General features: G+C 65.1%; 10 protein-coding genes and 1 tRNA gene. 5 read left to right on the top strand and 6 right to left on the bottom strand.

Annotation, left to right across the window (positions count from 1 at the left end; all coding sequences use genetic code 11):
• The first annotated feature begins 66 nt into the window (after nucleotides 1–66).
• The 3 genes from GM910_RS05700 (at nucleotide 67) to GM910_RS05690 (ending at nucleotide 7,242) form a co-directional block, all read left to right on the top strand.
• The gene (locus GM910_RS05700) at nucleotides 67–1,995 is read left to right on the top strand and encodes an autotransporter assembly complex protein TamA (protein ID WP_159586546.1); all 1,929 of its coding nucleotides are present in this window, start codon (nucleotides 67–69) and stop codon (nucleotides 1,993–1,995) included.
• The gene (locus GM910_RS05695; protein ID WP_159586545.1) at nucleotides 1,992–6,599 is read left to right on the top strand and encodes a translocation/assembly module TamB domain-containing protein; all 4,608 of its coding nucleotides are present in this window, start codon (nucleotides 1,992–1,994) and stop codon (nucleotides 6,597–6,599) included. The genes GM910_RS05700 and GM910_RS05695 overlap by 4 nt, the downstream gene beginning before the upstream one ends.
• Nucleotides 6,600–6,897: 298 nt before the next feature.
• Entirely contained in the window at nucleotides 6,898–7,242 is a 345-nt protein-coding gene (locus GM910_RS05690; protein WP_159586544.1) for a hypothetical protein, read from the top strand.
• Nucleotides 7,243–7,356: 114 nt separating this feature from the next.
• Here GM910_RS05690 and GM910_RS05685 read toward each other — a convergent pair whose 3' ends face one another.
• From GM910_RS05685 to GM910_RS05670, 4 genes are all read right to left on the bottom strand, one after another.
• Nucleotides 7,357–7,593 carry a hypothetical protein gene (locus tag GM910_RS05685; RefSeq protein WP_159586543.1) on the bottom strand — a complete coding sequence of 79 codons (237 nt, stop codon included), beginning with the start codon at nucleotides 7,591–7,593 and terminating at the stop codon, nucleotides 7,357–7,359.
• A gap of 111 nt (nucleotides 7,594–7,704) precedes the next feature.
• Nucleotides 7,705–7,780, bottom strand: a tRNA-Lys gene (locus GM910_RS05680).
• A gap of 186 nt (nucleotides 7,781–7,966) precedes the next feature.
• Nucleotides 7,967–8,881 (bottom strand): PhzF family phenazine biosynthesis protein, encoded by a 915-nt coding sequence (locus tag GM910_RS05675; RefSeq protein ID WP_159586542.1) that lies wholly within the window; start codon nucleotides 8,879–8,881, stop codon nucleotides 7,967–7,969.
• Between the two features lie 91 nt (nucleotides 8,882–8,972).
• Nucleotides 8,973–10,085: an endonuclease/exonuclease/phosphatase family protein gene (locus tag GM910_RS05670; RefSeq protein ID WP_159586541.1), complete on the bottom strand. Its 1,113-nt coding sequence runs from the start codon at nucleotides 10,083–10,085 to the stop codon at nucleotides 8,973–8,975.
• Between the two features lie 150 nt (nucleotides 10,086–10,235).
• On the opposite strand from GM910_RS05670, the gene GM910_RS05665 reads away from it, so the two are divergent.
• Complete coding sequence (locus GM910_RS05665) at nucleotides 10,236–10,721, top strand: BA14K family protein (protein WP_159586540.1); 486 nt, start codon at nucleotides 10,236–10,238, stop codon at nucleotides 10,719–10,721.
• A gap of 90 nt (nucleotides 10,722–10,811) precedes the next feature.
• Here GM910_RS05665 and ilvC read toward each other — a convergent pair whose 3' ends face one another.
• Together ilvC and GM910_RS05655 are read right to left on the bottom strand one after the other, a co-directional pair.
• The gene (gene ilvC / locus GM910_RS05660; protein ID WP_159586539.1) at nucleotides 10,812–11,831 is read right to left on the bottom strand and encodes a ketol-acid reductoisomerase; all 1,020 of its coding nucleotides are present in this window, start codon (nucleotides 11,829–11,831) and stop codon (nucleotides 10,812–10,814) included.
• A 41-nt stretch (nucleotides 11,832–11,872) separates the two neighbouring features.
• Nucleotides 11,873–12,520, bottom strand: coding sequence for a TetR/AcrR family transcriptional regulator (locus GM910_RS05655; protein ID WP_159586538.1), 648 nt, complete (start codon nucleotides 12,518–12,520; stop codon nucleotides 11,873–11,875).
• 953 nt (nucleotides 12,521–13,473) lie between these two features.
• Here GM910_RS05655 and GM910_RS05650 point away from each other — a divergent pair.
• Entirely contained in the window at nucleotides 13,474–14,424 is a 951-nt protein-coding gene (locus tag GM910_RS05650; protein WP_246225859.1) for a helix-turn-helix domain-containing protein, read from the top strand.
• The last annotated feature ends 573 nt before the right edge of the window (nucleotides 14,425–14,997 follow it).

The following is a 14,997-nucleotide window of genomic DNA, read 5'->3' as shown; positions in this document are numbered from 1 at the left end:
GCACCGGCGCGGCGGACGGATATTCGAGAAGGCGGCTCGTTCCGTGTTAAGCCGCCGGGAGGGATTTTGGGGAACCGCACCGCCGAGGCTCGACGCTTTCTGCGCCCGTGCGCGGCCGCCCTTTGCGCCGTGCTCGTTGCCGCGCCTCATCCGGCGGCAGCGGTGGAGATTTTCGGCCTGCGGCTTTTCGAGCGACAGGATGCCGGCGAAGAAGAAGATGTCATCGGCACGCCGCAACCCTATGAGGTGGAGTTCGTCGTTGCCGGCGACGAGGACGATATCGAAAAGGCGCTGAAGGGCGCCTCGAACCTGTGGACCGACCGGGAGGAGCCGGCGTCGGGTGCGGCCGGCCTTCTCGTCAAGGCGCGCGGCGACTACCGCAGGCTTTTGAACGCGCTCTATGCCCAGGCGCGCTATGGCGGCACCATCTCCATCACCATCGACGGCCGCGAAGTCGACGGTCTTCAGCCCGACGCCGAATTTGCAAGCCCCGCTGCAGTGCGCATCGCCGTCGCTCCCGGCCCCCTCTTCCGTTTCGCGGACGCCAGGATCGTCAACCAGGCGCCGCCGGCCAGCAACAGAAAGGATGTGGTGGCCGACCCCGCGCATGAAGGCTACCGCGCCGGCGAGCCCGCCCCAAGCACCACCATCATCCGCGCCGGACGCCTGGCCGTGGAGGCCTGGCGGCAGCAGGGCTACGCCAAGTCGGAAGTTGTCGAACGCCGCATCGTCGCCGCCCACGACACGGAGACCATCGACGCCACGCTCGTCGTCGAGCCTGGCGCGCATGCCGTCTTCGGCCCGGTCTCGGTCAGCGGCACGGAGCGCATGGACGCCGCCTTCGTCGCCCGCCAGACGGGGATCGCGCCCGGCACCGAGTACGACCCGGACGACCTGGAGAAGGCGAGCGAGCGCCTCACCCGGCTCGAGGTCTTCCGCGCCGCGCGCATCGATGAGGCCGAAGAGATCGGGCCCGACGGAAGCCTGCCCATCCAGGTGATCGTGCAGGAACGCCTGCCGCGCCGCTTCGGCGTCGGCGGCTCCTATTCCACCATCGACGGCTTCGGGCTGGAGGCCTTCTGGCTGCACCGCAACCTGTTCGGCCGCGCCGAGCGCCTGCGCATAGAGGGCAAGGTCGCCGGCATCGGCGAGACCATCGATCCGGCGGAGCTTACCTATCGCGTGGGCGCCACCTTCACCAAGCCCGGCATCTATACGCCCGATACCGATTTCGTCGCGTCCGTCTTCGGCGACCGCGAGGTGCTCGACACCTATACGCGCACCGGCGTTTCCGGCGAGATCGGTTTTGCGCACCGTTTCTCGGACGAATTATCGGCCCGCTTATTCGCCACCGGTGGTTATGCCCAATTCGAGGACGATTTCGGCACCCGCGACTTTGTCACCGCCGGCGTTCTGGGCGGTATCACCTACGACACGCGCGACAACCCGACTGATGCCACGAGAGGCATCTTCGCCGAACTCACCCTGGAGCCCTATTACGAGTTCAACTACGGCAACGCCGCCGCTCGCATCATTGCCGAGGCGCGCGCCTATTACAGCCTCGATTCCGAAAGCCGCTTCGTCGTGGCCGGCCGCGCCAAAGTGGGCGCGCTGCTCGACCCGCCGGTCGCCGAAACGCCGCCGGACAAGCTGTTCTTCGCCGGCGGCGGCGGTTCCGTGCGCGGCTACGCCTACCGCAGCATCGGCGTCGAGATACCGGATGGCGTTGCCGGCGGCCGCTCGCTCATTGAAGGCTCGGCCGAACTGCGCGTGCGCGTGACGCGGAACATCGGCGTCGTCGGCTTCGTCGACGCGGGCTATGTGGGCGCCGAGGCCTTCCCCGATTTCTCCGAAGACCTGCGCATCGGCGTCGGCGCGGGCTTGCGCTATCAGACCGGTTTCGGCCCCATCCGGCTCGACGTCGCCGTACCGCTGGATCGGGGACCGGACGACCCGAGCGCGGCTCTTTATGTTGGAATAGGACAGGCGTTTTGACCCGGCTTCTGCTCGCTCTTCTCCTTTTTTTCGCGGCCCTTCCGGCAGCTGCGCAGGATGCCGCGCAAAGCCCGGACGAGGAGCGCTCGCTCTTCCTCTCCTTCATCGAGAACCGGATTTCCACGCCCAACCGCCGCATCCACATCCGCGGCATCCAAGGCGCCCTTTCCTCTCAAGCTTCCATTGCCGAAATTACCGTCGCCGACCGCGAGGGCGTGTGGCTGCGCATAGAAAACGCTTCCATCGAATGGAGCCGCACTGCCCTCATCCTGCGCCAGCAGCTGGAGATCGGGCGGCTTGCCGCCGATTCCATCGAGGTCATCCGCCGCCCGCTGTCCGCCGAAGGCCTGCCGTCGCCCGAGGCACGCTCCTTTGCCGTTCCGGAGCTGCCGATTGCCATCAATCTCGCGCAGCTCGAAGTTCCCAGTATCTCCTTCGGCAGGGATGTCTTCGGCCTCGAATCCGTCATATCCACCGAAGGCCGGCTGCGACTGGAAGGGGGCTCGCTCGACACGGCGCTCGAGATCGAGCGCCTGGACGGCCCCGGCGGACATCTTTCGCTGACGGCGGCTTATGCCAACGACACGGGCGAGCTCAATCTCGACCTGGCGCTGGTGGAACCGCAGAACGGCGTCGTGGCCAACGTGCTCAACATCGAAGGCCGCCCGCCGCTCTCTCTTACGCTGGCCGGCGCCGGCCCGGTGGAGAATCTCGACCTGTCGCTTTCGCTCGCCGCCGCCGGGCAACCCGCCCTTTCCGGCATGGCTCGGTTCCGCGAACGGCAGGAAGGCATCGGCTTCACGGTCGATGTCGGCGGCCCCATCGTGAGGCTGGTCCCTGCCCGCTTCCGCGCCTTCTTCGGTGACGAGACCACGCTGCAGGCCTCGGGCGTCGCCAGAAGCGGCGGCGGCGTGTCGCTCGAAGCCTTCAGCCTCTCCAGCGCCGCCCTGGAACTCGAAGCCTCCGCCGAGACGGCGAGCGATGGCTTCCTGACCAGGCTTTCGCTCGATGCCGGCATCGCCGACCCGCAGGGCGAGCGGGTTTTGCTGCCGGTAAGCGGCGGCCAGTCCTATGTCCGCTCGGCAAGGCTGACCGCCAGCTACGGCGAGACGGGGGAGGACTGGCAGGCGGTGCTCGACATCGACGACCTGCAGAGCGGCGGCTTCGCCGCCGGGAACACCAATCTCACCATTGGCGGCGAGGCTGCCAACCTTTTCGAACCCGCCGAACGCCGCATCACCTTCGATCTGCAAGGAGCGCTGGAGGGCATCGTCGCAGACCGTGCCGACATCGCCGAAGCCCTCGGCCAGACCATCCGGCTCAGCGCCAACGGCGCCTGGCGCGCTGGCGAGCCGCTTTCGCTTGCCGCCGCCCGGCTTGCCGGGCACAGATTCACCGCCACGCTGTCCGGGGAGGTCTCCGATCTCGCCTTCCGCGGCGACATCGGCCTGGAGGCGGCAAACATCGCCCCCTTCTCCGGCCTTGCCGGACGGGAACTCGGCGGCAGCCTCGATCTTTCGGCAGACGGCGAACTGCGCCCGATCAGCGGCGCCTTCGACCTCACGCTCGACAGCCGGGCAAATGAGCTTCGCATCGGCACCCCCGCCGCCGATGCGCTGCTTGGCGGCTTGACCCGCATCACCGGCCGGCTGGGACGCAGCACGGAGGGCTTCACGGCGGACAACTTCCGCGTCGCCAACGAGCAGATCGAGATGACGGCGGACGGCACCTTCGCCACCGAAGAGGCCGATTTCCGCTTCAACGCCGCCATCGCCGATCTCGCGCTCATCAGCGACCGCGCCGCGGGGCGCTTGACGGCCAACGGCCGTGCCACGGGCAGCGCCGGCGAACTCGCCCTTTCCCTTCGCGCCCAGGTCCCGAACGGCCGGCTCCTCGACAAGCAGCTCACCGAAGCGGTGATCGGCTTTGAAGGAACGCTTGAGGACCAAGCGCTCTCCGGGCGCATCACGGGCGATGCCTTCCTCGACGGCGTGCGCGCGAACCTGCAAACGGAGGTGGCGCTGGCGGACGGAGAGCGCCGCCTGAGCGGCATCGACTTCACGGCCGGCGGTGCGCGGCTGACGGGTGACGTTGCCCAGGGCAACGACGGGCTCTTCACCGGCGAGCTCGACCTTGATGCCGCCGACATCTCGACCGCTGCCGCCCTATTCCTGACGGAGGCGACCGGTGCCGCCGAGGCCGCGCTCTCGCTGGAGCCGAGGGAGGGCGAGCAGCATCTCGCACTCAACGCCACGCTGCGCGACATCGTGGCCGAGCAGCTCCGGCTGCAAAGCGCCGACGTCGAGGCAACCGTCGCCGACCTTTTCGGCGTGCCGGCAGTCGAAGGAACGATCACCGCCGCTGATCTTGCCGTCGCCGGCATCGACGTGGCCAGGCTCAACGCCACCGCGGAAACCAGCGGCGGGGCTACCGCCTTCTCCGCTGATGCAGCGCTCGCCAACGGCACGGACATCGCCGCTCGCGGCGGACTTGCGCCGCAGGAGGGCGGCTACACGGTCTCGCTCGAAGAAGCCTCCCTCATCCAAGGCGATGTATCGGCGCGCCTTCTGCGGCCGGCCTCCCTCAGCGTCCGCGGCGACACTGTCGCCTTCGAGCCCGTGGAGATCGATGTCGCCGGCGGCCGGGTCACGGCCGAAGGCGAGATCGGCCGGGCGCTCGACGTGGCGCTGTCGCTCGACGCCGTGCCGCTTTCCATCGCCAACACCGTCCGCCCCGACCTGGCGCTCGGCGGAACGCTGAACGGGCAAGCCACCATCTCCGGCACGCGCGATGCGCCCGAGGCTACCTTCACGCTCACCGGCCGCAACATCGTCGCGGCAGCCCTTCGCCAAGCCGGCGTCGCCTCGCTCAGCGTCGATGCCACCGGCACGACCCGCAACGAGATCCTGACAGTCGACGCCCAGGTGGTGAGCCCCGGAGGCTTGAGGGCCACGCTTGCCGGCGATGTGCCGCTTGGCGAGGGCGCGCTGGCGCTCGATGCCGAGCTTCAGGCCTTCCCCCTCTCCCTACTCAACGCGCGGATGCCCGACCAGGATCTCGGCGGCACGCTCACCGGCTCGGCACGCGTGACGGGGAGCCTCGCCGACCCGCGGGCCAATTTCAACCTGCGCACCGGCGCCTTCACCGCGCGGGCGCTTGCCGCCTTCGGCGCCGCCCCCCTCAATATCGCCGCCTCCGGCCGCTTCGCCCAAGGCGTGGTGACGCTCGGCGACGTGACGGCCGCCGGCCCGGCCGGCCTTTCCGTCTCCGCCAGCGGCCGCGTCCCGCTCACGGGAAGCGGGCTGGCCGTGGACGCTCGGGGAAACATCCCTCTGACGCTTGCAAACCGCCTCCTGGCCGACCGTGGCGCGCAGCTGAGGGGGACCGCTATCGTCGAAGCGGATGTCGGCGGCAGCCTCGCCAATCCGGCGATCCGGGGGACGGTGTCGATCGCGGATGCTGCCGCCGTCGACCCGATGACCAATCTGCGGCTGAACTCCATCCGCGTCGACGCCGGCATCAACGGCGACACCGTTGCCATCCGCTCCGCTTCGGCGGCGTTTGCCGGCAGCGGCACGGTCTCCCTCTCAGGCACGATCTCGACCAGCGCCGCGGCCAACTTTCCGGCCGATCTCGCCATCCGCCTCGACGAGGCGCGCTACACGGACGGCGAATTGGTGACGGCCACCGCGAGCGGGGCACTGACGCTCAGTGGGCCGCTCACCCGCGATCCCCTGCTTTCCGGCAACGTCACCTTGAGCCGTGTCGAGATTGCCGTTCCGGAGCATTTCGGCGGCGGCGGTGCCGAGATCGACGTTCAACATGCCGATCCGCCGCCGGCGGTACGTCAGACCCTGCACCGGGCGCGCGCCGACGACGGCACGCCCGTGCCCAGCGGCCGGCCAAGCGTGCTGCGCCTGGACGTGACCGTTGACGCGCCGACGCGCATTTTCGTGCGCGGACGCGGGCTCGACGCGGAGCTCGGAGGCTCGGTGCGGCTGACAGGGCCGGTTACTTCCGTACAGCCCATCGGCGGCTTCCAGCTCATCCGCGGGCGGTTGTCCATCCTCGCCCAGCGCATCACCTTCGACGAGGGTACGGTGAGCCTGATAGGCGACCTCGACCCGCAGCTCGACTTCGTCGCCCGCTCGCAGCGCCGCGACATCACGGTCTTCATCACTGTCAGGGGCCGGGTCTCCGACCTTGCGATCCACTTTTCCTCGCAGCCGGAGCTGCCGGAGGACGAGGTGCTGGCGCGCCTCATCTTCAACCGCAGCGTGAACGAGCTGTCGCCCCTGCAGCTTGCCCAGCTTGCTGCCGCGGCGGCCGAGCTTGCCGGCGGCGCCGAGACCTCGCTTCTGGGCTCGCTCAGAGGCGCGACCGGCCTCGACGAACTCGACGTCATCACCGACGAGGAAGGCAATGTGGGCGTGCGCGCCGGCCGCTACATCCAGGAAAACGTCTATCTCGGTGTGGAGACAGGTTCCGGCGGCACCACGCGCGGCACCATCAATCTCGACATCACCGAAGACCTGAAGGCACGCGGCGCGGTCGGCACCGATGGCGATTCGAGCATCGGCATCTTCTACGAGAAGGATTATTGAAATCCCTGCCGCTTATGCGGACGTCAGGTGATTCCACCTGACTGCAAAATGCGTTGGGCAAAAAAATGCCGGCGCATCCGCCGGCACCCGGCACGCAATTGTGGGGTTGGGGGGCGGGGGGAGTGCGTGCCGTCGACCCCCAAACGCGCAAAGCAGGCAAAGGTTCCCGCAAAAAGCAAAAAAAGATAAAAAAAAATTCGTGGCACCGTCGACAGGCGGAAACGGCGGGGAGCCCAAGCGTGGGAACCACCCTGCCTCCCTGCGTGTTCGAGCAACGGGCGGCACCGGAGGCACACGGATGACCGACGAGGCACTGAGGATTTACCGGCTGATACCGGATGCGGCCGAAACAGACCCCAACTGGGATCTGGCGAAACCGGCGGGGGAAGTGATCGTGCGGGCGCGCTCGGCCGCCGACGCACGCATTATCGCCGCGGAGGCGGAAGTCGACTTCCTCGACATCCCGGCCAAGCCAGGCGACGGCGTGTCGACCAGCTTCGCCAGCGCATTCCGCGACGACAGGCTATACCGTGTGGTCGAGGACGACAGCAGCACCTTCCCCCGCGCGGGCCCGCGCGGCATCTTGAAGGGCCCTACCCGGCACGATCCGCTCACCCATACGCCCGACGGAGAGGAAGACTAGTGGTGCGATCCTGACAGATGGCACCCATCTGTCAGGACAAATCGCCCCACCAGATCAATAGCTTGTGGGCTGACTTTTCCAAACGGATGGGGACCATCCGTTTGGGTCAGACCACTAGGAAGCCCTGTCCTTCAATCCCTCCGCCCCTTCCTGAGCGGCGCAATGGGCGCAGCAGAAGATCACATCGCCCTTCTCCACGCCATGGCCGACGACACGGCAGCCGCAATGGGAACACCGCGGCGCCAGTGCGTGGATGGCACACTCGAAACTGTCAAAGATATGCATCTCGCCGCTCATCTCGACCTTGAAGGCCTTGTCGTACTCGTTTCCGCAAACTTCGCAGCGCGCCATGGCAACCTCCTTCGCATGAACCTTGTGGGGGAAACGGCGCGCGGCGTCAGCGGTTCCCGAAGGCCGAGACTATGTGAAAAGAGAAGGAAAATTGGCCCCGAAGAGAAAGATTGGTGGGTGATACAGGGCTCGAACCTGTGACCCGCTGATTAAGAGTCAGCTGCTCTACCAACTGAGCTAATCACCCGACCGCGCCGGCAGCCCCGCCCTCCCTCGAACCGTCCAGACCGAGGAAAGTCGTCGGCAGCCACCTTGCGAATGCCGGGCTCATTAGCGTGTTTGGCGTGGGCTTGCAAGCCCGTTGAACGCCTGTACGTGAACAGACCTCAAGCCCGGCAGGCCAGCCTCGATATGGGGCGCCGGGACGGGGGTTTCAAAGGAAAAGGCTGCCTTCCGCCACTTTCACCGCCGCGCCGCCGATACGCGCCGCCTCGATCGCGCGGCCGGCCACTTCGATCTCCAGTCGGATGCGCGAGGGCCGGCCCATCTCGATGCCCTGCTCGATCCAATGGCGGTGGGTACCATCCACCGGCCCGTCATGGGTGACCACCGCGCCGGCGAAGGCGGCGGCCGCCGAGCCGGTCGCGGGGTCTTCCGGAATGCCGGAGCCAGGTGCGAACATGCGGGCATGGAAAGCGCAATCGTGGTTCACCGTCTCGCGGCAATAGACATAAGGGTCGCCTGAAACGGCGCCCTCGCTCGGCGCAAGCTCCTCCCACAGGCCGGCGTCAAGCCGCGCCCTGCCCGCCGCCTTGAGGTTGGCGACCGGCACGCAGACGTACGGCACCCCGGCCGACCAGGCACTGATGATATGGTTCTCGAAGCCGATCTCGTGATGCGAGAGGCCCAATGCGGCCGCCACCACCTCGGACGGTGTGTCGAAGGCGACAGGCTCGGGAAGCCGCGGCAGGTCGAACTCGGCGAAGGCCGTCCCATTGCCGCTGGAAACCGCACAGCGCACCGGCCCGACATTCTCCTCGAGAACGACGATGGAGGTGCGCTCGCCGTGCCCGATATCGCCCTGCTCCGACAGCGCGATGGCCGTGCCGACGGTGGGATGGCCGGCGAAGGGAAGCTCCTGCCGGGGCGTGAAGATGCGTATGCGCGCCGTGTGGACCGGGTTTTCCGGCGGGCCGACGAAGACCGTCTCCGACAGGTTGAACTCGCCGGCGATCTTCTGCATCCGGGCCTCGTCGAGCCCTTCCGCGTCTAGCACGATGGCCAACGGGTTTCCCGCAAGCCTCTGCTGCGTGAACACATCATAGATCTGGTATCGCCGGGCACTCATCGAAGCCACCTTTTGTCCATGCGCTTTCCTGCCCACCGGGCAAATCAAACCTGCGAAAACGAAGCGCCACTATAAGCTTTTTCGGCCGGCATCAGACAAGATCAAGCGTCATCGCCACCGGACAATGGTCGGAGGCCTTCGGCCGGTCCCAACCCGTACGCGGAAAACGCTCCACCTCCTGGCCCGGGGGAAAGATGGTACGCCAGGGCTGGCCGGCGCGCACGATGTCGGGCACGGCGCCCGCATTCGCCCGCGCCAATGCCGGCGAAAGCATGAGATAATCGAGCTGGCACAGATGCCGCTCCTCCGGTCCGCGCGTGTGGTAAAGGGTCCAACGGTCCATCTCCGGCCGCCGCTCTACGGCGTTTTCGCAGAAGCCGCCCTCCGTCAGCACATTGATGCTGGACTGCACTTCCCGCGCCGGCTCGAAAGTATAGCCATTGAGGACGTCGCCGCCGACAATGACGCGCTCGCGGTAGTCATTGAGATCGCCGCAGATCACCCAGCGCTTTTCGTCCGTCTTTCCGGCACCGAAGCGCTCCTCGATGATGCGGCGCACGGCGGCCGCCTCGGCGATACGGACGGGCATGGAGGCCTCGCGGCCGTCCTTGCCGTTGCGCGGCGGGGTCATGGCCTTGAAATGCACGATGTAGAGCGTCAGAGGCTTCCCGCCGACGCGCACATCCACCTCCAGGCAATCGCGGCGGAAGATGCGCTCATGCGGGGCGAGGCCGAGCGCTTCCAGATCAGGCGTGAAAAGGCCGAAATCCTGGTAAGTGAGATGGGCGTGGCTGGTCGTGCGCTCGAATTCGATGGGTTCGCCATGCGCAGTCTCGCGGCGCATCATCACCGCCAGGTCGATGCCGCGCGTGTCGTTACCGGTGGAGGAGTGCTTGTCCTGGTAGCCCCTGCCGATCATCTTGAACAGATAGCCGTATTCGAAGGCCTTCAGGGCATCCAGGTTATCGACTTCCTGCAGGCACAATATGTCGGCGTGCGCAGCGGCGATGGCGAGCGCGGTAAGCTGGCGCGTATCGTCCGTATGGGCGATGGTACGCGCCCGCTCCAGCGCGCGATATTCCGCCTCGTCCTTGATCTTGAAGAGCGCCAGCGCCCGGTCCTGATTCAATTCATTTCGGAAACCGGAAAAGTCGAACCGGTTCATAAGGTTCTCGACGTTGAACGTGGCGATCCGGACCGACATGAGCAGCACTTTTGCCCGCTGGACGTGGAAAGACAAGGGTCAAAAAACGCAACTTTTGCGTTCATCCAGCGTTCATGGTGATGATGGGATAATGCTTTCACCAAAAATGACCAGGGGGCGTGGGCAGTATCAGGAAGATCGGAGTACCTCATGAGACACATTCTCCCCAGCCTTGTTTTTTCCGGCCTGGTCGCGCTCGGCCTTGCCGTTGCGATGCCGTCGGCCGGCGCCTCGGCCTTTTCGGTGGGTGGAGCGACCGCGAATACGGTGAAGGCCGTCGAGGCAACGGACAACGGCGGGTTGTTCAAGGTCCACGACCGCCGGCACCATCGCGATTGGCGCCGCAGTTACCGCAGCAGCCGCCATTGGCGCCACCGCAGGCCGCGCAGCGGCATCTACTTCGAGTTCGGCACCGGCGGCTTCCGCTACGGGCCGCCGCCCTACTATACGCGTCCGCCGGTCTATGCCCCGCGCTACGTGCGACCGCGCTACGTGCGGCCGCGCACGGCCTACAGATCCACCTCGGCCCACGTGCAGTGGTGCTACAGCCGCTACCGCTCATACCGGGAGTGGGACAATTCCTTCCAGCCGTATAACGGCCCGCGCAGGGCATGCGTCTCGCCCTATATGTACTGACGGCCTATATGTACTGATGGGCGGTATACCCACGAAAAAGCGGCGGCGCTGACCCAGCGCCGCCGCTTTTGATTGCAAGAACCAGGTCGCTCAGTTCTTCTGCTTGTCCACCAGCTTGTTCTTGGCGATCCACGGCATCATGCCGCGCAGCTTCTCGCCCACCTCCTCGATCTGGTGCGAATCGTTCAAACGCCGCGTCGCCTTGAAGCGGGCCGCGCCCGAGTGCCACTCCTGCATCCACTCGGAAGTGAACCTGCCGGACTGGATGTCGGCGAGGATGCGCTTCATCTCCGCTTTGGTCTCGGCGGTGATGATGCGCGGGCCGGAGACATATTCGCCCCATTCGGCAGTGTTGGAGATCGAGTAGTTCATGTTGGCGATGCCGCCCTCGTAGATGAGGTCGACGATCAGCTTCACCTCGTGCAGGCACTCGAAATAGGCCATCTCGGGCGCGTAGCCCGCCTCAACCAGCGTCTCGAAGCCGGCGCGGATGAGTTCGACCAGACCGCCGCACAGCACCACCTGCTCGCCGAAAAGATCGGTCTCGCATTCCTCGCGGAAGGTGGTCTCGATGATGCCGGAGCGCCCGCCGCCGACGCCGCAGGCATAGGAGAGGCCGAGGTCGAGCGCATTGCCGGAGGCGTCCTGATGGACGGCCACCAGGCACGGCACGCCGCCGCCCTTCTGGTACTCGCCACGCACCGTGTGGCCCGGCCCCTTGGGCGCGACCATCAAGACGTCGACGGTCTTCTTCGGCTCGATGAGGCCGAAATGCACGTTGAGGCCGTGGGCGAAGGCGATGGCCGCTCCGTCGCGAATGTTGGGGGCGATCTCGGCGTTGTAGATGCCGGCCTGCAACTCGTCGGGGGTGGCCATCATCATCAGATCGGCCCAGCCGGCGGCTTCCGCCACCGTCATCACCTTGAAGCCGTCGGCCTCCGCCTTCTTGGCGGTCGCCGAACCGGTGCGCAGCGCCACCGCCACATCCTTGGCACCCGAATCCTTGAGGTTCAGCGCATGCGCCCTGCCCTGGCTGCCAAAGCCGATGATGGCGACCTTCTTTGATTTGATGAGATTAAGATCAGCATCGCGATCGTAATAGACCCGCATTTGTCGTTTCCTTCCTTGCGTCTGCTCAAGCGGTGCCGGCCTCATGCCGTTTCCGCCCTCTCCTTCTGCCGCGCCCCATAGAGCGCGAAGAACTGCTCCACCGCCTGCTCGGCAAGAGCGGCGAACTTCTCCGGTCGGCGTGCACCCTCCTCGCCGAGCAGCATGCGCACGTGGAGGTCGCGCACGATCAGCCCGTAGAGCGTGCGATACGCTTCGTCGGCATCGCTATAATGGATGAAGCCACGCTTCCTGCCGGCATCAAGCAGCGCACGCGCGCTCTGGTCGATGCGCCGCCGCCCCTGGGCGACGAGAAGCTGGCCGAGCCGGCTTTTCTCGCGGCTCGCCTGGCCGATGGCCAGCCGGTTGAGCGCCAGCGACACATCGCCGCCCAGCACCTCGAGCAGGTCCTGCGCAAAGCCAACGAGATGCGCACGAAAGCGCTCCCGGTCCATCGGCGCGCCATTATCGGCAAAGCCGCGCACCTTGCTCGCCTGATAGGCGATCATGGCGGCCATGAGCCCGTCGCGGTCGCCGAACCATTTGTAGAGGCTTTCCTTCGAGCAGCTCGCCGCCCGCGCGACGCCGGCGGTCGTCAGCGCCCGCTCGCCGCCCGCAACGAGCAACTCCAGCGCACGCTCCAGAACGGCGCGCTGGCGCGGCGTCAGGCGGTCTTGCTCGGCTTCGGTCAATGAGTGCGCCTCTGTCAGTACCGTACGGTACGGTTCTGTCACAGGCAGAGCTTCTTTTCAAGTGCACCGGCCAGAATCACATGACCAAGAATCGGCATGACCGCGCAACATCGACCGCGAGCACCTCCCGCCCCGGCGACAGCGCGAGGTTGCGGGGATTGTCCTCTATAAGCCGCGGTAAACTATATCAGAATACCATTATTGCGGCAGTGACAGAAATAGCCCAACCTGCACAAAGGTAATAATCGGCGTCGGACATCCGTGCTCGTGAATCACGCTCGGTAAGGATACGGGTGATGACCAATATCTCTCGACTTTTAAAATAATTCTCCGACAGGATTTCATCCTCGTTTGCGCATAGTTCTGCCATCAGGGGTCGGCGCGGAGTAGATTTTGGGAGATATGCTGCAGAAAGTTTGTACAGTGGATGGTTTTCATTGATTTTTGAAAAAATCAGAATTTCCTGAAATACTGTCCGTGTGAACTATGTCTCCCTATACGTACTGGATTATCCGGTGCTTTAGGGGTTTATGCTGAAGCATTGATGCGCGTGTGCCGGCTCCGTGCGGAAGACCGGTGAAATGCTTGAGCGGCGCAAATCGAGGGACACCCCGTCACCGGGTGACTGCACATTCGAGGGGCCATCCATGCTTGAACCGACTTCGTCCTACAGCGCAGCGCCACGTGCCATGGGCTGTTCTGCCGGCGCTGCGAGGCTTGCCACTGCCTGCGCGATCGTACCGGGTCGGCGAGCAGCAGGGAAAAGCAGGCCGGCCAAAAGCCCGAACCCGCGGTGCCTCCCTTGGAAACCTGCCTAATCTCTCAGCGGTAAGCGTGTCGGCCGCAGCGTCGATATCTGGAAATGCGGCCAGTTTGAGCGTTTGCGCGCTCTTCTGAAACAGGGGGGCTCCAAAGCATGAATACAGGCATCTTCGATACCGGACGAATGGCCCATGCAGCAGATGTCCTCGGCGCAACACTTCTGCCGACCGCCGATGCTTGACGAGCTTGACGGTCCATCTCCTCGCCGCCCAGCAACGGATCAACCCATGGGAGGACGCCGGATACTGGACATCATTCCAGAAAACGCCGGTCCGCGGCTGGTTACCGCCAAGGGCGCGGTCGCCCACGCCGTCCGTCCACCGGGCTCGCAAACGCTCCTCACCAGGAATCACGTGGCCACGGTGGTGCTGGCGTGCTCGCCCGGGACAACGACGAGGTTCGGGGGCGGCGAACAGCACAGATACGACGCGTACACCGGTACGCTGATAGTCATCCCCGCCGACGTGGAGGTCGAAATGGGCTGGTCGGCGGCCAGGGAGGAACTGCTCGTCGCCTGGAAGCCGGAAAGCCTGCACGAGCTCGCGATAAAGGCGCTGGATATGGGAAGCGCCGAGCTTCGGCCGTCGAAGGGAAAGGTGGACCCACAGGCCCTGCATATGGCGGAGCTGTTGAAAGCGGAGCTGGCGCGGGGCGAGCCGCCGAACGAGGCCTACGTCGAATCCCTCATCCTCCTCTTCGGCATTCACGTTCTTCGCAGCTATTCCAGCGTCAATATGCGACAGGTGCCGCCGAAGGGCGGGCTGTCCGACTACGCTGCCCGAAGGGTGCATGAATATCTGGACGAGCACTTCACCCGCAAGCTATCGGTCATCGAGCTTGCCGCCGTGTGCGAATTGTCGCCCGGCCATTTCATCCACGCTTTCTCCAAAACCTTCGGCCAGCCGCCGCACCAGTACCTGGTCAACCGGCGCCTGGCCTTTGCCGAGAAGCTGCTCCTCGAAACGGAGATGACCATCGCCGAGGTGGCCTATCTGAGCGGCTTTTCCAGCCAGAGCCACCTGACCTCCGCCATGCGGAGCCACAAGCGAATCACCCCGGCAAAGATGCGAAAGCAACGGTAGTTTTTTCAAGCTTTATAAGAATCTTTCTCAGCAGAATATTGCACTCGTTTACTATTTCTACGAGAGAAATAACGAGTTCCGCGAGAGATTTGTGTCAAATCTGCAACATTGCATATGTATGTATAACTATTTTCTGCGTTTTATGAAAAAATCCGAATTCCCTGAAATACCGGCTTAAAAAACTATGTCCTCCTGACAGTATCAGAATTGTCCGGGTCGGGCAGATTCTGCCAAAGCATTGATGCTGTGCGTTGGGTTCTGAGGGGAATCCACCGCAATGCTTGGGTAGCGCTGAATTTAACTGCGCGAAGGAGAACCGGCCTGCACCTGGACTGTTCGCATACGAGGGGTCGTCCATGCACAAGCTGGTCTTGTTCTTCGCCGCAGCACGCCGTGCTGCCGCCTATCGCCATCGCTTGGCAGGCTCCGATGGGGTGGCAACACGGTGGTCCGGATCCCTACTCCGACATGCTCCCCATCTCATGCGGAATACCCTCGCCGGTCTTTTCATTCTAGCGTTTTGGCTTTCTCTCGGCACCACGCAAGAGGCGCGTGCCCAGGCGACCCCCACCG

This window comes from Chelativorans xinjiangensis (assembly GCF_009812055.1).
Taxonomy (GTDB): Bacteria; Pseudomonadota; Alphaproteobacteria; order Rhizobiales; family Rhizobiaceae; genus Chelativorans; species Chelativorans xinjiangense.
This window is presented reverse-complemented; position numbering and strand designations above follow the sequence as displayed.

Bases quoted from the DNA above. Each gene is read 5' to 3' on its own strand.
- GM910_RS05690 (WP_159586544.1), top strand. From the start codon at position 6,898: ATGACCGACGAGGCACTGAGGATTTACCGGCTGATACCGGATGCGGCC.
- GM910_RS05685 (WP_159586543.1), bottom strand. From the start codon at position 7,593: ATGGCGCGCTGCGAAGTTTGCGGAAACGAGTACGACAAGGCCTTCAAG.
- GM910_RS05675 (WP_159586542.1), bottom strand. From the start codon at position 8,881: ATGAGTGCCCGGCGATACCAGATCTATGATGTGTTCACGCAGCAGAGG.
- GM910_RS05670 (WP_159586541.1), bottom strand. From the start codon at position 10,085: ATGTCGGTCCGGATCGCCACGTTCAACGTCGAGAACCTTATGAACCGG.
- GM910_RS05665 (WP_159586540.1), top strand. From the start codon at position 10,236: ATGAGACACATTCTCCCCAGCCTTGTTTTTTCCGGCCTGGTCGCGCTC.
- ilvC (WP_159586539.1), bottom strand. From the start codon at position 11,831: ATGCGGGTCTATTACGATCGCGATGCTGATCTTAATCTCATCAAATCA.
- GM910_RS05650 (WP_246225859.1), top strand. From the start codon at position 13,474: ATGCAGCAGATGTCCTCGGCGCAACACTTCTGCCGACCGCCGATGCTT.